16 protein-coding genes are annotated in these 17,351 nt (G+C 69.4%); 4 read left to right on the top strand and 12 right to left on the bottom strand.

Annotated elements, in window-relative coordinates; genetic code table 11:
- Window positions 1–12: 12 nt before the first annotated feature.
- The 5 genes from AC069I_RS26435 to AC069I_RS26415 all read right to left on the bottom strand — a co-directional run bounded on the left by AC069I_RS26435 (window position 13) and on the right by AC069I_RS26415 (window position 7,700).
- The gene (locus tag AC069I_RS26435) at window positions 13–3,915 is read right to left on the bottom strand and encodes a Pls/PosA family non-ribosomal peptide synthetase (RefSeq protein WP_478266592.1); all 3,903 of its coding nucleotides are present in this window, start codon (window positions 3,913–3,915) and stop codon (window positions 13–15) included.
- 258 nt (window positions 3,916–4,173) lie between these two features.
- Window positions 4,174–5,655, bottom strand: a complete 1,482-nt coding sequence (gene der, locus AC069I_RS26430) for a ribosome biogenesis GTPase Der (protein ID WP_478224866.1) — start codon at window positions 5,653–5,655, stop codon at window positions 4,174–4,176.
- A 4-nt stretch (window positions 5,656–5,659) separates the two neighbouring features.
- Complete coding sequence (locus AC069I_RS26425) at window positions 5,660–6,328, bottom strand: lysophospholipid acyltransferase family protein (protein ID WP_478224867.1); 669 nt, start codon at window positions 6,326–6,328, stop codon at window positions 5,660–5,662.
- On the bottom strand, window positions 6,325–7,029 hold the full coding sequence (gene cmk / locus AC069I_RS26420; RefSeq protein ID WP_340688489.1) for a (d)CMP kinase: 705 nt from the start codon (window positions 7,027–7,029) through the stop codon (window positions 6,325–6,327). Before cmk ends, AC069I_RS26425 begins: the two co-directional genes overlap by 4 nt.
- A gap of 92 nt (window positions 7,030–7,121) precedes the next feature.
- Window positions 7,122–7,700 (bottom strand): TetR/AcrR family transcriptional regulator, encoded by a 579-nt coding sequence (locus tag AC069I_RS26415; RefSeq protein WP_478266591.1) that lies wholly within the window; start codon window positions 7,698–7,700, stop codon window positions 7,122–7,124.
- Window positions 7,701–7,791: 91 nt separating this feature from the next.
- Between AC069I_RS26415 and AC069I_RS26410 the strand changes: the two genes are divergently transcribed.
- The 3 genes from AC069I_RS26410 to AC069I_RS26400 are packed head-to-tail and all read left to right on the top strand — an operon-like array spanning window position 7,792 to window position 9,885.
- Window positions 7,792–8,184, top strand: coding sequence for a DUF4267 domain-containing protein (locus AC069I_RS26410; RefSeq protein ID WP_478224869.1), 393 nt, complete (start codon window positions 7,792–7,794; stop codon window positions 8,182–8,184).
- Between the two features lie 15 nt (window positions 8,185–8,199).
- Window positions 8,200–8,682 carry a cation:proton antiporter regulatory subunit gene (locus tag AC069I_RS26405; RefSeq protein ID WP_125786286.1) on the top strand — a complete coding sequence of 161 codons (483 nt, stop codon included), beginning with the start codon at window positions 8,200–8,202 and terminating at the stop codon, window positions 8,680–8,682.
- A 6-nt stretch (window positions 8,683–8,688) separates the two neighbouring features.
- Entirely contained in the window at window positions 8,689–9,885 is a 1,197-nt protein-coding gene (locus tag AC069I_RS26400) for a cation:proton antiporter (RefSeq protein ID WP_478224871.1), read from the top strand.
- Between the two features lie 73 nt (window positions 9,886–9,958).
- Here AC069I_RS26400 and AC069I_RS26395 read toward each other — a convergent pair whose 3' ends face one another.
- Window positions 9,959–10,588: a TetR/AcrR family transcriptional regulator gene (locus AC069I_RS26395; RefSeq protein ID WP_478224872.1), complete on the bottom strand. Its 630-nt coding sequence runs from the start codon at window positions 10,586–10,588 to the stop codon at window positions 9,959–9,961.
- Window positions 10,589–10,658: 70 nt separating this feature from the next.
- Here AC069I_RS26395 and AC069I_RS26390 point away from each other — a divergent pair, with 70 nt between their 5' ends.
- Window positions 10,659–11,492, top strand: coding sequence for a class I SAM-dependent methyltransferase (locus tag AC069I_RS26390; RefSeq protein WP_478224873.1), 834 nt, complete (start codon window positions 10,659–10,661; stop codon window positions 11,490–11,492).
- A gap of 60 nt (window positions 11,493–11,552) precedes the next feature.
- On the opposite strand, the gene AC069I_RS26385 is transcribed toward AC069I_RS26390, so the two are convergent.
- The 6 genes from AC069I_RS26385 to AC069I_RS26360 form a co-directional block, all read right to left on the bottom strand.
- On the bottom strand, window positions 11,553–13,421 hold the full coding sequence (locus AC069I_RS26385) for a Xaa-Pro dipeptidyl-peptidase (protein WP_478266687.1): 1,869 nt from the start codon (window positions 13,419–13,421) through the stop codon (window positions 11,553–11,555).
- 93 nt (window positions 13,422–13,514) lie between these two features.
- The gene (locus AC069I_RS26380; protein ID WP_007035528.1) at window positions 13,515–14,267 is read right to left on the bottom strand and encodes a pseudouridine synthase; all 753 of its coding nucleotides are present in this window, start codon (window positions 14,265–14,267) and stop codon (window positions 13,515–13,517) included.
- Window positions 14,257–14,952 (bottom strand): SMC-Scp complex subunit ScpB, encoded by a 696-nt coding sequence (gene scpB, locus AC069I_RS26375; protein WP_478224874.1) that lies wholly within the window; start codon window positions 14,950–14,952, stop codon window positions 14,257–14,259. The genes AC069I_RS26380 and scpB overlap by 11 nt, the downstream gene beginning before the upstream one ends.
- Window positions 14,949–15,884: a segregation and condensation protein A gene (locus tag AC069I_RS26370; protein ID WP_478224875.1), complete on the bottom strand. Its 936-nt coding sequence runs from the start codon at window positions 15,882–15,884 to the stop codon at window positions 14,949–14,951. Before AC069I_RS26370 ends, scpB begins: the two co-directional genes overlap by 4 nt.
- Complete coding sequence (locus AC069I_RS26365; protein ID WP_478235605.1) at window positions 15,884–16,297, bottom strand: cobyrinic acid a,c-diamide synthase; 414 nt, start codon at window positions 16,295–16,297, stop codon at window positions 15,884–15,886. Before AC069I_RS26365 ends, AC069I_RS26370 begins: the two co-directional genes overlap by 1 nt.
- The gene (locus tag AC069I_RS26360) at window positions 16,294–17,310 is read right to left on the bottom strand and encodes a ParA family protein (protein ID WP_478224877.1); all 1,017 of its coding nucleotides are present in this window, start codon (window positions 17,308–17,310) and stop codon (window positions 16,294–16,296) included. Before AC069I_RS26360 ends, AC069I_RS26365 begins: the two co-directional genes overlap by 4 nt.
- Between the last annotated feature and the right edge of the window lie 41 nt (window positions 17,311–17,351).

Raw genomic sequence — 17,351 nt, 5'->3', positions numbered from 1 at the left:
GAACCCCGCTTCCTACTTCGTCCAGGCCGAGATGGGATTGCCCAGCCAGCGCGAATCGGCGGGAACCGCGTCGCCCCGGGTCACCAGAGAGCCCGGTCCGACGGTCGTCCGCGCGCCGATGCTCGCGCCAGGCAGCACGATACCGTGCGGCCCGAGCGTCGCTCCCTCGTCCAGGGTCACCGGCGACATCGTCATGATCCGGTCGTGGAACAGGTGCGTCTGCACGACGCAGCCGCGATTGATCGTCGCGCCGTCGCCGAGGCTCACCAGGTCCGACTCGGGCAGCCAGTACGTCTCCAGCCACACGCCGCGGCCGATCTTGACGCCCATGGTCCGCAGCCACGCCGGCAGCAGCGGCGTGCCGCCGAGGGAACCGATCAGCCACGGCACGGCGAGCGCCTCGACGAAGGTGTCGGCGAGTTCGTTGCGCCAGACGAACGAACTCCACAAGGGATGGTCGACCGCGCGGAACCGGCCGACGAGCAGCCACTTCATCGCGGTGGCGGTCAGCGCGGCGACGGCACCGGCGGCGAGCAGCAGCGGCCCGCCGAGCAGCACCGCGACCAGGAAGCCGTACGCCGCCGCCAGCGCGAAGATCCCGGCGGCCACCAGCACGGTCAAGGCGACACCGCACATCACCGGCACGATGCGGCACAGTTCGACGAGCGCACGCGCCGCCTTCAGCCGCAGCGGCGGCGTGTACGTGCGGCTCGTGTCGGCCTCGCCGACCGACCGGCGGACCGGCAGCGGCGGCATCCCGAGGTACGACGAGCCCTTCTTCGCCTTGAGCGGGGCCGACGACAGCACACCGACCAGACCGCGTTTCGGCACCGAACGTCCCGGCGCGGCCATCCCCGAGTTGCCGAGGAACGCCTGCTTGCCGATCCGCGCCGGCGCGACGTGCAGCCAGCCGTGGCCGAGTTCGTAGGTGGCGACCATGGTGTCGTCCGCGAGGAACGCGCCACTGTCCACCTGGGTCATCTTCGGCAGCGCGAGGACGGTGGACGCCTCGACGTTGCGGCCGACCTTCGCCCCGAGCATCCGGAGCCACACCGGGGTGAACAGGCTGGCGTACAAGGGGAACAGTCCCTCCCGCGCCATGCCCATCAGCCGTTCGGTCGCCCAGACCTGCCACGCGGCACGCCCGTGCACCGGGTGGTAACCCTCGACCATGCCGATGCTCAGCGAACGGACGCCGACGAGCACGAGCAGGGCGTAGGACAGGAAGTACGCGATGGTCGCGAGCGGCGTGAACAGCAGCGCCTGCCCGAGGGCGACGCCGAGCGAACCCGTCCCCGCTATCGCGTAGCCGAGCACCGCGACCGCCGGAAGCGCGGCGACAGCGGGCAGAAGACCGAGAGCGACCGAGGTCGCGCCGTAGACCGAAGCCCAGAACCGCGAGCGCGGCGGGCGGCTCGACGGCCACTTCAGCGAATCCTTCGTGGCACGGGCGGCGGGGGCACCGGCCCAGCGCTGCCCGGTGGGCACGTTGCCGCGGACGGTCGACCCGGCCGCGATCTCCGCGCCCTTGCCGATCCGGGCGCCGGGGAACAGCGTGCTGCGCGCGCCGATCCGCGCGTCGGCGCCGATCCGGATCTTGCCGATGTGCACGAGATCGCCGTCCACCCAGTGCCCGGTCAGGTCGACCTCGGGTTCGATGGCGGCACCGCGGCCGAGTTTCAGCATGCCGGTGACCGGCGGCGGGGAATGCAGGTCGACGTCCTTGCCGATCCGCGCGCCGAGGGCCTTGGCGTACGTCGTCATCCAGGAAGCGCCCGCGACACTGTCCGCGCCGCTGAACTCGGCGAGCTTCTCGGCGGCCCACAGTCGCAAGTGGACACTCCCACCGCGCGGGTAGCTGCCGGGACGGACTCCGCGCAGCAGCAGCCGCGAGCCGGTCGCCGAGATCGCGATCCTCCCGGCCGGGCTGAACAGCGCGATCCAAGCGGCCGCGATCCAGGCCCAGTGCAGCGTCGGCGCCCAGGCGAAACCGGCCAGCGACAGCACGTTCGACAGCGTCGCGGCGATGGTCGTCCAGCGCAGGCCGACCAGGCCCATCAGCGGGATCATCAGCAGCGACTGGATGATCCCGGCCTTGCGCGGGGTCGGCGCGATGTCACGGCGCTCGGTCTTCTCCCCGCTCAGCGCGTCCAGCATCGACGCGAGCGCGCCGAGCTTCGGGTTGGCGTAGATGTCGCTCACCGACACCTGCGGATGCCGGGTGCGGATCCGCGCGATCAGCTGCGCGGCGGTCAGGCTTCCGCCGCCGTTGGTGAAGAAGTCGGCCTTCGGGTTGTCGACCGAGACGCCCAGGATCTCCGCCCAGCCTTCGGCGAGCCAGCTCTCCGTCGGCGACAGACCGGATTTCGCGGCGTCCACAGTGGACAGCGGCCAGGGCAGCGCGTTGCGGTCGACCTTGCCGGAAGTACGCGTCGGCAGGTCGTCGATCAGGGCCAGCAGTGGCACGAGCGCGGCGGGCAGCTGCTCACGCAGCCGGGTCGCCGCCTCGTCGTGGTCGAACTCGACTCCTTCGGCGGGCACGACGTACCCGACGAGCACCTGGTTTCCCGCCTTGGTGCGGCGGACCGCGGCCGCGGCGCCCTGCACGCCGGGCAGCGCCTGGAGCGCGGCGTCGACCTCGCCGAGTTCGATCCGGCGGCCGCCGAGCTTGACCTGCTCGTCGAGACGGCCGAGGAACAGCAGGCCCTCGGCCTCCGCGCGGACCATGTCACCGCTGCGGTACGCGCGCCGCCAGCCCAGCGAGGGCAACGGCGCGAACTTCTCGGCGTCCTTCTCCGGATCCAGATACCGGGCCAGGCCGACGCCGCCGATGACCAGTTCGCCGGTCTCCCCCATCGCGACCGGCTCGCCCGCCTCGTTGACGACGGCGAGCTGCCAGCCCACCAGCGGCAGGCCGATCCGGACCGGCCCCTCTCCGGTCATCTGCGCGGCGCAGGCGACGACGGTGGCCTCGGTCGGGCCGTAGGTGTTCCAGACTTCGCGCCCTTCGACGGCGACGCGTTCGGCCAGTTCCGGCGGGCAGGCCTCGCCGCCGAAGATCAGCAGGCGGACGTCCTCGAGCGCGTCGGCGGGCCATAGCGCGGCCAGCGTCGGCACGGTCGAGACGACGGTGATGCCCTGCGCGACCAGCCACGGGCCGAGGTCGACGCCGGTCCGCACGAGCGAACGCGGCGCCGGAACCAGGCAGGCGCCGTGGCGCCAGGCGAGCCACATCTCTTCGCACGACGCGTCGAACGCGACCGACAGGCCGGCGAGCACGCGGTCGCCGGGGCCGATCGGCTCCTCGGTGAGGAACAGCCGCGCTTCGGCGTCGACGAAAGCGGCGGCCGAGGCGTGCGAGACGGCGACGCCCTTCGGCTTCCCGGTCGAGCCGGAGGTGAAGATGATCCAAGCGTCGTCGGCCGGTGCGGGAGTGCCCTCGACCCCACCGGGCGAGCCGAGCACGGTGATCGCGCCGCCATCGGAGACGACGGCGGCGACATCGGCCTCACCGAAGACCAGTTCCGCGCGCTCGTCCGGGTCGTCCGCGTCGACCGGCACGTAGGCGGCGCCGACGGACAGGATGGCGAGGATCGCGACGTAGAGCTCCGCGGTGCCGGAAGAGATCCGGACGCCCACCCGGTCGCCGACGCCGACACCGTTGGCGGTCAGCTTGCGGCCGTAGGCGTCGATCTCCTCGACGAGCTTGCGGTAGGACAGCGTGGTCTCGCCGTCGTCGATCGCGCCCGCGTTGGGGTGGCGGGCGGCGGTCTCGGCGAGGATGTCGAGCAGGGTGCGCTCACCGGCTCCGAGACCGGACCAGAACAGGGCTCGGTCGGCGACGGGAGCCGGGGACGGGGCGACGGTGACTTCGGCGACGCAGGCGATCGGACGGGAATCGGCGGTCAGGGTCATCGAGTCACCACGGGCAGGACGGAGCTGGGCAGAAAAGAACCATGGGCGCTCAAGCCCATCACACACCTTTCGCGAAGTGCGTCATTCGGGCTCGCTCTCCGAATGAGGCGCCCGCTAGCAGACCGTTCACTTTACCGCAGGTGAACGGCATATCTCGGGAGGGTCTCGGCAGAGTGTCGAACCTCACCGGGGGACACGCCGAAACCCGAGGTCATCGGCGTGTCCACCCAGTGAAATATTCACCTACATCGTGAGAAATCAGCGCGCTTTTGGTTTGCCCGCTGGTTTTCCGGCCGCTTTTCCGCCTGCCTTGGGCCTTTGCTTCTTTTCCCGTACCCGGACATTCACCCGTACGGGGCTGCCTTCGAAACCGAAACGCTCACGGAACTTCCGTTCGATGAACCGCCGGTAGCCCGCCTCGAGGAAGCCGGTGGTGAACAGGACCAGTGTCGGCGGCCGGATACCGGCCTGGGTCGCGAACAGCACCTTCGGCTGCTTGCCGCCGCGTACCGGGGGCGGGGTCGCGGCGATGAGGTCGGCGAGCCAGCCGTTCAGCTGACCGGTGGGAACGCGCTGGTCCCAGGACTTCAGCGCGGTCCGCAGCGCGGGCGCGAGCTTGCGCACGGACCGGCCGGTGAGCGCCGAGATGTTGACCTTGTCCGCCCACGGCACCCGCACCAGGCCGCGGTCCAGTTCACGGACCATGGCGTGGCGGCGGTCCTCGTCGACAAGGTCCCATTTGTTGAAGGCGAGCACACAGGCGCGGCCCGCCTCGACGACCATCGTCAGCACCCGCAGGTCCTGCTCGGAAAGCGGTTCGGCGGCGTCCAGCAGCACGATCGCGACCTCGGCCGCGTCGATCGCGGTCTTGGTCCGCAGCGACGCGTAGTACTCCGCCCCGTTGGCCGAGTTGACCCGCTTGCGCAGGCCCGCCGTGTCGACGAACCGCCAGGTCTCGCCGTCCAGCTCGACCAGCGAGTCGACCGGGTCGACAGTGGTGCCCGCGACCGAGTCCACGACGGACCGCTCCTCGCCGGACAGCTTGTTGAGCAGGCTCGACTTGCCCACGTTCGGCTTGCCGACCAGCGCGACCCGGCGCGGGCCGGTGGTGGCGCGGTCACCGTCGCGCGGCATCTCCGGCAGCGCCTTGACGATGGCGTCGAGCAGGTCGCCCGAGCTGCGGCCGTGCAGCGCGCTGACCGGGTACGGCTCGCCGAGGCCGAGCGACCACAGGGACGCGGTGTCGGCGAGCAGACGGTCGTCGTCGACCTTGTTGGCGGCGAGCAGCACCGGCTTCTTCGACCGGCGCAGCACCTTGGAGACGGCCTCGTCGGTGGCCGTCGCGCCGACGCTGGCGTCGATGACCAGCAGGACCGCGTCGGCGGTGGCCATCGCCATCTCGGCCTGCGCGGCGACCGAGGCCTGGAGCCCGGTCGCGTCCGGCTCCCAGCCGCCCGTGTCCACCAGCGTGAACCGGCGGCCCGCCCAGAAGGCGTCGTAGGCGACGCGGTCCCTGGTCACGCCGGGGACGTCCTGCACGACCGCCTCGCGGCGGCCGAGGATGCGGTTGACCAGGGTCGACTTGCCCACGTTCGGCCTGCCGACGACGGCGAGGACCGGCTGCGCGAGCTGCGCCTCCTCCTCGGCCTCGCCCGCGGCGATCTGGGCGTCGAGCGCGGTGAATTCGGATTCGTCGGACCAGGAGCCGTCGATCTCGCCGACTCCGTCTAGCTCTGTCATGTACTCAATCCTGTCGCGTGTCTCGGAGCCCGTGCTCCAAGCGCCATTCGTCCAGTGCCTTCACGAGGTCCGCGAGCGCGATGCGAAGCCGCTCGGTTCCCTCCTCCAGCCCTGTCCTTCCCTTCCCGATCGCGGGAGTGAAAGGTTCGCCGACCATGATGTCGACGCGTGGCCGCCAACGCCTCTTGGCGCCGGCGGGTTTGTACGTCCCCCGAGTGGCGACCGGAACCACGGTCGCGTTCCCGGCGCGGACCAGGAAGGCCGCGCCGCGCTCGAAGTTTTCGGCGTCACCGAGGCCGCGGGTGCCCTCGGGGAAGATCCCCACCGCACCGCCGTCCTCGAGCACCTTGACCGCCATCATCAGCGGTTTGCGGTCCACCGCACCCCGTTTCACCGGGATCTGGCCCAGTTTCGGGAAGAACCAGCCGACGAACCCCCGGAAGAGTTCCTCCTTGACCAGGAACGCCGTGCGGCGCGACAACATTCCGAACAGCAGCTGCGGTTCCACCATCGAGCTGTGGTTGGCGATGAACACCACCGGACCCGACGACGGCACCCGCTCGCCACCGTGGACCCGGACCCGGAAAGCGGGCCGGACGATGAACTTCGAGATCCCCCTGCCGAAGGTGTGGATCGGGCCGCTCGCGCCTTCGGGCAGTCCCTTCGCGCTCATCTGGCGGCCTCGGCGGGGCACCCTTCGAGAAGACCACGGTGCAGGGCGAGTTCGGCCAGCGCGACGATCACCTGGTCGATGTTGAGCGCCGAAGTGTCCACCTCGACGGCGTCTTCGGCCGCGCGCAGGGGCGACGCCGCCCGCGTGGAGTCGAGATGGTCGCGCCGCTCCACCGCCGCCTTCGCGACATCCACGGTGGACTCGCGACCGGCCGCGGAGTCCTGCGCGCTGCGCCGCGCGGCGCGGACCTCGGCCGAAGCGGTGAGGAAGATCTTGAGCGGGGCGTCGGGCGAGACGACCGTGCCGATGTCGCGCCCCTCGACCACGATGCCGCCGACGCGGCCGAGCACCTCGGCGATGATCTCGCGCTGCCGGGTGACCAGCAGTTCGCGGACCGCCGGGACGGCCGAAACCGGCGACACCGCGGTGGTGACGTCCGCGCCGCGGATCTCGGCGGCGACGTCCTCGCCCGCCAGGGTCACGGTCGCCTCGTCGGGGCTGGTCCCGATGCCGAGTTCGGCCTTCACGGCGACGTCGGCGACCGCGTCCGCGTCGGCCGGGTCGACCCCGGCGCGAAGGACGGCGAGGGTGACCATGCGGTACATCGCGCCCGTGTCGAGGTAACCGGCGCCGAGCTTCGTCGCGAGCTTCCGCGAAACCGTGGATTTCCCGGTTCCGGACGGGCCGTCCATCGCGACCACACCACGCAGGGCTCCCGTCACCGAAACTCTCCTCAGCTCATTCGTCGCTCACCTGATCGACGACCATTCTGCCTGGTGGCACGCGACACGCCTCAGCCGCCCACGGCGAACCGGTCGACAAGCATGCCGATCCGCTCCGCGCGCGCGGGCGCCGGGAGCCGCCGGCTGCGTTCGAGGGTGACCAGGCCGTGCAAAGCCGCCCAAAAGGTCTCGGTGTAGAGGCCGGGGTCGTATTCGCCGGAGACCGGGCCCACGACTTCGAGCAGCGCGCCGAACGCGTCCTTCAACGGCGCTGGACTGTCCGGGCTGGCGAAGTTCAGTTCGCTGGCGAGGGTGAAGATCGCGTCGTAGAGCGCGGGTTTGCGGTCGGCGAAGTCGAAGTAGTTCTCGGCCAGCCGCAGCAGCGCGTCCCACGAGCCCTCCGCCGCCCCTGCCCCCTTCCGCATGTCGGCGGCCATTTCGGTGCATCCCTCGAGCGCCGCGGCCGCCATGATCGCCCCCTTGCCGGAGAAATGGCTGTAGAGCACGGGCTGGCTGTACTCGATCTTCGCCGCCAGCCGACGTGTGGTGACCGCGTCCCAGCCTTCTTCTTCGGCGATCTCGCGGGCGGTGGTGACGATCAGCTGTTCACGTTGCGAGCGGTCCCGCTCGCGCCGGGGGGTGGTGACCATATGAACATGCTAGCACCGCTAGACAAGCTAGCAGCGCTAGCGCTAAAGTTCGTCTCGTTCCTAGCACTGCTAGCTTTTGGAGTCGGAGATCATGACCAGAATCAAGATCGCTTACGTCCTGTCCGCCGCCCTCGTGCTCTTCGTCCTCTACTTCGGGAGCGGTTACGTGTTCTTCCCGGCGTCCCAGACGGGCGGATTCGGACTGCCGGTGATGCCGTCCGAGGGTGACCCGATCCTCGCCGTCAAGGGGGTCCGCGACATCGGCACGGCGCTCGTGGTGCTCGCACTGCTCCTGTTCCGGAACGCCCGCGCACTGGGCTGGGCGATGCTCGCGCTGGCGTTCATCCCGTTCGGCGACATGCTGATCGTGTTGACCCACAACGGATCCATGGGCGCCGCCCTCGGCATCCATGGCGCGACGTGCGCCTTGATGCTCGGGATCTCGGCGCTGTTCCTGATCCGTCCCGCGCGAAACGAACGGTGAGTTACTGTTGTTCACGTGAACGTCGAAGTGACCCCGCTCCCCGGAATAGGCGTCCGCAAGGACTTCGCCACCCGCAACGGCCGCCGCGTCGGCGTGGTGACCCATCGCGATGGACACGTCGAGCTGATCGTGTCCAAAACGGACGATCCCGACGCCTGCCTGGCCTCACTTCCGCTCACCACCGACGAAGCGGGCGCGCTGGCGAACCTGCTCGGCGCGCCCCAGCTGGTCGCCCAGCTGACCGAAGAGCACCGGGACCTGCCCGGTATCAACACCAAGCAGCTGCCGATCAAGGCGTCCTCGCCGTTCGACGGCCGGACGCTGGGCGACACCGCCATGCGGACACGCACGAGCGTCTCGGTGGTCGCGGTGATGCGGGCCGGGCAGGTCCACCCCTCCCCCACGCCGGACTTCAACCTCACCGCGGGCGACGTCCTCGTCGCGGTCGGCACGTCCGAAGGTCTCGAGGCCGCCGTCAAGATCTTGAAGTACGGCTGATCGCCGATGGATCACACCGCACTGTCCTTGATCGAACTCGGGGCGGTCTTCTTCGGGCTGGGCGCGTTGGGCCGCCTCGCCGGGAAGATCGGGATGTCCCCGATCCCGCTGTACCTGATCGGTGGCCTGTGCTTCGGGCAGGGCGGGCTGATCCCGCTCGGCGACATCGGCGACTTCACCCACCTCGCCAGCGAGATCGGGGTCGTCCTGCTGCTGCTCCTGCTGGGCCTGGAGTACTCGGCGGCCGAGCTGTTCACCGGGCTGAAACGCTCGTGGGTGGCGGGTCTCGTGGACATCGTGCTGAACGCCGCGCCGGGCGCGATCGTCGCGCTCATCCTCGGCTGGGGGCCGATCGGCGCGATCGTCATGGCGGGCGTCACCTACATCTCGTCGTCCGGGATCATCGCGAAGGTGCTCGGCGACCTCGGCAGGCTCGGTAACCGGGAAACCCCGGTGGTGCTGTCGATCCTGGTGTTCGAGGACCTGGTGATGGCGCTGTACCTGCCGATCCTCACCGCGGTGCTCGGCGGGGTGAGCTTCCTCGGCGGCTTGAAGGCTGTCGGGATCTCGCTGATGGTGATCACGGTCGTCCTGGTGATCGCGCTGAAATTCGGCCGGTACGTCTCCGCGGCGGTGGACAGCCCGGACCGCGAGGTGTTCCTCCTCAAGGTCCTCGGCGCGGCCCTGCTGGTCGCCGGCCTGGCTTCGGCGATGCAGGTGTCGGCCGCGGTCGGCGCGTTCCTGCTCGGCATCGCGATCTCGGGGTCGACGGCGGAGAACGCGACGCACATGCTCGAACCGCTGCGAGATCTCTTCGCCGCCGTGTTCTTCGTCGTGTTCGGGCTCAACACGAACCCGGCTTCGATCCCGCCCGTGCTCGGCTGGGCGGTCGTCCTGGCGGTCGCGACCACGCTCACGAAGGTCGGCACCGGCTGGTGGGCCGCGCGGAGGCAAGGCATCGGGAAGATGGGCCGGGCTCGTGCCGGAGCCGCGTTGGTCGCCCGAGGCGAGTTCTCGATCGTCATCGCCGGGCTGGCGGTGGCGGCGGGCGCGGTGACCGGCGAGCTCGCGGCCCTCGCGACGGCGTACGTGCTCCTGATGGCGATCCTCGGCCCGACGGCCGCGCGCATCGTCGAACCGGTGGCGCGGGCACTGCAGCGGAAGCCCTTCGGTTCGAAGAGCCCGGCCTCGCAGACCGGCTGACCCCGCCCCCACGCGCCATGAAAGGTCCTTTCCTTGCAAATTTTGCAAGGAAAGGACCTTTCATGGCATTCGTCTAGGCCCGCTCGAGCAACTGCGCGGCCAGCGTGTCCTCCACCCAGCGCTCCCACACGTCCAGCGGCCAAGCACGGTCACGGGTGAGGATCAGGAACATCTCCGGACTGAGGAGCGCGTAGAGGACATCCGCCACCCTGTCGACGGCGAGACCGGTGACAGCACCCGGCTTCCCCATCAGAGCCTTCGCCGCCGTCGCGTGCACGACGTGGCGCGGATCCTCTTGATCCGGCCATAATTCGCGCAGCTCGGGATGAGCCGCGGTCGCGGTGCGGACCATGTCGGTGACGGCGGCGACCCGTTCGAGCACGGCGCGGCTGCCGGTGACGAGCGCGTTGAGCGCCCCACGCGCGTCCGGCGCGTCCGTCACCCGCGCGAACCACGGCCGCTCCATCGTCGCCAGTGGACCGTCGTCGCCGGCGATCGCGACGTCGACCAGTTCCTTCAGCAGCGTCGGCTTGTTGCGGAAGGTGAAGTAGATGGTCTGGACCGCCACGCCCGCACGGTCCGCGACCTGCTGAAGCGTGGTCGCGCCGTACCCGTCGGCGAGGAAGAGCTCCGTGGCGGCCGTGATGATCCGCCGCCGGGTTTCCGCCGCCCGTTCGGATCGGGCGCCCTTGACACCACTCATGACTGGAGTCTATCTCTAGAGTCAATCACTAGAGTCCGACTCTAGTAACGACGCGGATGGGGTGCCAGGGATGACGGCGATCGTCAATCAGCAACAGGCCGAAGCGTGGAACGGCTGGGAGGGCAGGCTCTGGGCGGATCGCCCGGATCGCTACAACGGGATGATGGAAGCCTTCGACGCGCCGCTCTTCGACGCGGCGGACATCGGTGACGGTCACGCCGTCCTGGATGTGGGCTGCGGCGCCGGACTCACCACCCGGCTGGCCGCGAAGAAGGCCGGAAGCGGGCACGCGCTGGGCATCGACCTTTCGGCACCACAGCTGGAAAGGGCTCGCCTGGACGCGGCGGCCGAAGGAATCACCAACGTCGCGTTCGAGCAGGGAGACGCGCAGGTGCACCCGTTCGACGGGCCCGGCTTCGACGTCGTCATCAGCCGGGGTGGCGTGATGTTCTTCGCCGACCTGGTCGCGGCGTTCGCGCATCTTCACGATGCGATGGCACCGGCCGGGCGGCTGGCCTTCGTGGGACCACGGTCAGGCGACGTCGACAGCGCCTACGCACGGGCGACGGCGGCGCTCGCGCCCTACCTCCGCGAGCCCTCCCCCGCCGCACGCGGGATGGGTTCGCTGCTGACGCCCGAGCGGATCACCGAAGTGCTCACGGCGGCGGGCTTCCGCGACATCGAGATCAGGCCGGTGGACGCGGACATGGGCTTCGGGGTGGACGCCGACGACGCGACGGACTTCGTCTTCTCGATGGCCCCGACCCAGCACAACCTGCGGAACGTGGACGCGGCCTCCATCTCCGGACTCCGCGATCAGGTCCGCGACGCACTCGGCGAGTTCGAGACCCCGCAGGGGGTGCGGATCCCCGGCGGCGTATGGGTCGTGACCGCCGCACGCTGATGCCATGAAAGGTCCTTTCCTTGCAAATTTCGCAAGGAAAGGACCTTTCATGGCATTCGCCTAGCCGCGCTCAAGCCCCGAAACGGTGGCGGGAGCGATCCCCACCGGAGCCACCGGAAGCGCCGCCGGAACCGCCGACGGACCCGAGCCCACGACAGGCAGCGCCAGCGAGGTCTTGCCCAGATCCACCGTGATCTTCGGGTACTGCGCCGGTCCCGAGATGAACGAGCCGTCCGTCCCGCCGATGATCAGCGCGAGCTGATGTCCTTGCGGGACGACGTGATCCGTACTCGCCAGCCGGAACGTCATCGTGTACGGCTGCCCCGGCGTCAGCGGCGATTCCTGGCTCAGCGAACGGTGGTTGGCCAGATCCGCCCACCCCCGGCTGATGATGTTCAGCCCCACCGAGACGGCGTCGGTGCTCGTGTTCAGGTAGCAGGCGTCGTTACCGGGCGCGCTCGCGCCCCAGCACGACTGGGTCAGCTCGTTCTTGATGCCTTCCTTCGGTCCCGTGTAGTTCCGGATCGTCGCCGGGCCGTAGTCGACGAGGACCGCCGAGAGCCGCGCCGTGGACGTCGACGGCGTCGCGGTCACAGTCACCTTCGCCGTTCCGGACACGTGAAGGTCCTTCGCCAGCGCGCCGGTGCTGAAAAGCACGCGCCCGGTCGAAGTCTCCGTCGGCTTCGCGGCCCAGGTGTTCGAGGACTGACCGGAGGAGTCCGTGAACGACACCGTTCCCGTCCCCGCGGTCGTGCCGAGCGTGCCGACCCCCGGGGTGCTGCCGGACGCGGGTCGCAGGGTGACGGCGCTGCCCGCGGGCCATGCCGGCTGGTCCACCCAGACGTCGGGCTCGCGTTCCACGCTCGCGCCCGGTGCCTTCTCGATACCGTTGTCCACGCCGAGCAGATAGTGGTCGAACCACTTGTGCAGGGTGTCGACCCACGCCGACCGCCGGTAGTCGAAGGGATCGACGTGGCCGGCCTGCGTCAGCCAGATCTTGCGCTCGACGTTCAGCGCTTCCCACCACTGCCCGAAGTTGATCGTCTTGACGTTCAAGTCACCAAGGCCGTGCGAAGCGAGCACGCTCGCCTTCACCTTCGAAGCGCTCTGCACGTAGTCCCGGTCGAGCCAGAACGCGTTGTAGTCGCCGTTCGAGGTCGCTCCCGCGGTGAGCTTCTGGTTCGCCGCACCGCAGTTCTGCCCACCGTTGCGCCGGGACACGGTCTGCGCCAACCCCGCCGGGCTGCCCTGGCGCAGGTTCGCGCCGTCGGAGCGGTAATAGTCGTACCAGGAGCTGATGGCGCCGATCGGCACGATGGTCTTGAGCCCGTCGACGCCGGTCGCGGCGACGCCGTTGGCCACCGTGCCGTCGTAGGACTTCCCGATCATGCCGACCGCGCCCGTCGACCAGGTCGCGTTCGTCCTGGCCGGGCCGGTCGCCGTCGTGTAGCCGTTCGCGCGGCCGTTCAACCAGTCGACGACCTTGCGCGCCGAATTGACGTCCGACGGCCCGCCGATGTCGGTGCAGCCGCGGGACTTGTTGGTACCGGCCAGATCCACCAGGACCACGGCGTACCCGCGCGGGACGAAGAAGTTGTCGTAGTAGAGCGGGAAGCCGACCGGCCTGCCCGCCGAGTCGTAGGTCTTGAGCTCGCTCTCGTTGCCCCGCCCGCAGCACGAGTAGTACGGGCTCGCGTCCATGATGACCGGGACCTTCTTGCCCTGCGCCGCCGGTTCCTTCGGCCGGATGATGTCCGCGGCGACCCGGTCCGAACGGCCGTCGCCGTCCCCGTCGAGCCCGATGTCCACCCAGGCCGTCTCGCGGACGGCCTGGGCGAAGTCGTAGACCGGTTCGCTGCTCCGCGGTTTCGCCGCGGCCTGCGGTGCCGCGACCACGGCCGCGGCGACCGCCAAGATCCCTGCCAGCACAACTGTTTTCACGGTTGAGCCCTTCCCCGTCGGCTGAAAGCCCATCAGGAAGAGCTAAACGCGGAGATCACTTGTGCAGTAGAGCGGAAAGTTCTACAGATCGACAGCCCGGTACAGCGAGCCGACCTCACCGCGGTTCAGCCGCCGGATCGAACCCGACCGCTGGGCACCGAGCTGGACGTCGCCCAGCGCGGTCCGGACCAGTTTGCGCACGGGGTGCCCGGTGGCCGCCATCAGCCGCCGCACGATGTGCTTGCGTCCTTCGTGGATGACCAGCTCGATCTGGGTGCGCCCGGCCAGCATGTCCTTGACCCGGAACTGGTCGACCTTGACGATGCCGTCCGGCAGCTCGAAACCCGCCCGCAGTTCCTTGCCGAGCCCGCGCGGGACGATGCCCTCGACCTCGGCGAAGTAGGTCTTCAGCACGCGGAACGACGGGTGCATCAGCCGGTGGCCGAGGTCGCCGTCGTTGGTGAGCAGCAGGAGTCCTTCGGTGTTCTCGTCGAGCCTGCCGACGTGCACGATGCCGGGCGTCTCCTCGTACCGGCCGCGCAGGTAGTCGCCGACGCACGGACGGCCGCGGTCGTCGTTCATCGTGCTGTGCACGCCCTTGGGCTTGTTCAGCAGGAGGTAGACGAGGTCCTCGCGGACCTGGACGCGGGTGCCGTCGACGTGGATCACGGAGTTGTCCGGATCGACCCGGCGGCCGAGTTCGGTGACCACCTTGCCGTCCACGCTCACGCGACCGCGCACGATCAGGTCCTCGGCCGCGCGCCGCGAGGCGACGCCTGCCTGCGAAAGGACCTTCTGCAGCCGAATGCCGTCGGGATGCGGATCAGATGTCATCGATGGTGTCCACTTCGGGTAGCAACGGAGCGATGGGCGGAAGGTCGGCCAGGGACGAGAGGCCCAGTCGCTCCAGGAACAGCTCGGTCGTCACGTACAGCGTGCCTGTGGTTTCGGGGTCGGTCCCCATCTCCTCGATCAAGCCGCGTGCCAGCAGCGTCCTGATCACCCCGTCCACGTTCACCCCTCGGACGGCGGCGACCCTGGCCCTGGTCACCGGCTGCCGATAGGCGATCACGGCGAGGCTCTCCAGTGCGGCTCGCGTCAGCTTGGAACGCTGGCCGTCGAGCAGAAGCTTCTCCACGAACGGGGCATAGACGTCCCTAGTGTAGAACCGCCACCCTTCGCCGACTCGGCGCAGGTCGATTCCGCTGGTCCGCTCGGTGAACTTCTGCGCCATCGTGCGCAGCGCCACGGTCACCCGCGACACCGGCTGGCCGACCGTGTCGGCGAGCGATTCCTCGTTGATCGGCGAGTCGACGACCAGCAGCAACGCCTCGAGCGCCGCTTCGAGCGCCTCGTCGGAGGTGACGTCGGGGTAGTCGCCGTCGCCCGCCGCGACGAGACCTTCGTCGGCAGGCGGCTCCGTCTCGGCCTCCGGCTCGACGGCAGGGGCCTCGGCCGTCTCCGGGGTCGCTTCGGCCTCCGGGGTCTCTTCGGTCTTCTCGGTCTCTTCGGGGCTCACCCGTACTCCTCGTCCTCAGCGGCGGCGCGATCGTGCTCGGCCGCCACCGACGCCTCCTCCACGGACCCGCCGGTCCAGCGCACGTGCAGTTCGGCGAGCGCCTCCAGCTGTTCGAACTGGACCGAGGCCTCCCGGTACAGCTCCAGCAGCGCGAGGAACCGCGCCACGATCTCGACGGTGTGCTCGCAGTCTTCGACCAGCTCACCGAAGGTCGCTTCGCCTCGTTCCGCCAGCTTGAGCCGGAGCAGCGCGGCGTGTTCGCGCACCGAGACCCGGCCCATGTGGATGTGCGCGATCGACACCGTCGGCGGCGGCTTCGGCCGGAAGACCGCGACGGCGATCTCGGCGAACTTCGCCGGGTCGACGCCGAGCATCACCTCGGGCAGCAGCCCCATGTACCGGTCTTCGAGCGCGACCGACCGCGGATACCGCCGCAGCGCGCCGGCCTCCAGCTCACCGAACAGCGCCGCGACCTGCTTGTACGCCCGATACTGCAACACGCGCGCGAACAGCAGGTCCCGTGCTTCGAGCAGGGCGAGGTCGTCTTCGCTCTCCACCTCGGCGGCGGGCAGCAGCCGGGCCGCCTTGAGGTCGAGCAGGGTCGCCGCGATGACCAGGAACTCGGTCGTCTCGTCCAGGTTCCACTCCGTGCCGAGCGCACGGGTGTAGGCGATGAAATCGTCCGTGACCTGGTGCAACGCGACTTCGGTGACGTCGAGCTGGTGCTGCGAGATCAGCTGGAGCAGCAGATCGAAGGGGCCCTGGAAGTTCGACAGGTTCACCTTGAACTTGGACGTGCTCAGCTCTTCACTGGCCAGTCCTTCGGGGACCATCCCGCCGTGCACGGTCTCGTGCACGGCGGGGGTCTCGTCTGCCTCTGTCCGCTCGACCGGCTCTGAGCCGCTGGGAGCAGCCGCGGCCGGGTCGTCCATCAGCTCTCGGTCTCTTTCCCGTCCTCGCTGCCCGCCCGCAGACGCTGGACGAGGACCGAGTCCTCGCCCGCCGCGTCGAAGTCGGCCAGCAGCACGGCCACCGCCTCGCGGACCAGCCTGCCGCGATCGAGTACGAGGCCGTGCTTCGCCCGGAGGTTCAGCCTGGCCTGCTCCATCGCCAGCAGTTCGTCGCCGGAGACGTAGACGGTGATCTTCGCGTCGTGCTTGGTCCGCCCGGACCCGCTGCGCGCGGCACGGGTCAGCTGTTCCTTGTGCGCGTTCCCCGTCTCGTTCCCGTTGCCGTTCCCCTGCGCGGGGGCGGGCTGTTCGGGCGCGGGCGGCAGATCGAGCGCGGGGCTGGAGGTGATCCTGAAAAGTTCGGACGCTCCGGGCAGGGAAGCTCGCCTGCTCACCGAGCGATCACCTCACGGGCAAGCGCGCGATAGGCCGCCGCGCCCGCTGATTTGGGAGCCCAGGTCGTGATCGGCTCGCCCGCGACCGTCGTCTCGGGGAACCGCACGGTGCGGTTGATCACCGTGTCGAACACGGTGTCGCCGAATGCCTCCACCACTCTCGCCATGACCTCCTTCGAGTGCAGGGTTCTCGGGTCGTACATGGTGGCGAGAATCCCGGTGATGTCCAGTTTGGGGTTGAGGCGTTCCTGCACCTTCTCGATGGTGTCGATCAGGAGCGCTACGCCTCGCAGACTGAAGAACTCGCACTCCAGCGGGATGATCACACCGTCCGCGGCGGTCAGTGCGTTCACCGTCAGCAGGCCTAGCGAGGGCTGGCAGTCGACAAGAACATAGTCGTAGTCGTTCATGACCGGACGAAGGACCCGTAACAAAGTGTGTTCGCGCCCTACCTCTGCGACCAACTGGACCTCGGCCGCGGACAGGTCGATGTTGCTCGGCAGCAGGTCGACACCGTCCACCCGGGTCTTCCGGATGACGTCGGTGATGCTGACCGAGCGCTCCATGATGACGTTGTAGACCGTCTGGTCCAGCTCGTGCGGCTGAATGCCGAGGCCGACCGAGAGCGCGCCCTGGGGATCGAAGTCGACCAGCAGTACCCGGCGGCCGCATTCGGCCAGCGCCGCGCCGAGGTTGATGGTCGAGGTGGTCTTGCCGACCCCGCCCTTCTGGTTGCACATGGCCATCACCAGTGCGGGACCATGCCGGTCCAGCGGCGGCGGATCGGGGATCTCGCGGAACGGACGGCCGGTGGGGCCGATAGCGTCCCTCTCGAGTTCTTGCTGCTTGGTTTCTTTGGCGCGCTTGGCCTTGCGGCCGCGGGAAGAGATCGTGTCCTCCGACGGTTCGTCGCCGTCGTGTTCGGCGGGGGTTGCGATGGTCACCTGGCTGAGGCTCGCGGCAGCCGAACCGGCGGACGCGGACGGCTTCGCCGGCTCGTTCGGTGTCGACATAACGCGAAAGCTCCTCTTCGGCAGGATCCTCGGCAGCCTAT

The organism is Amycolatopsis sp. NPDC043885 (assembly GCF_056435685.1).
This window is presented reverse-complemented; position numbering and strand designations above follow the sequence as displayed.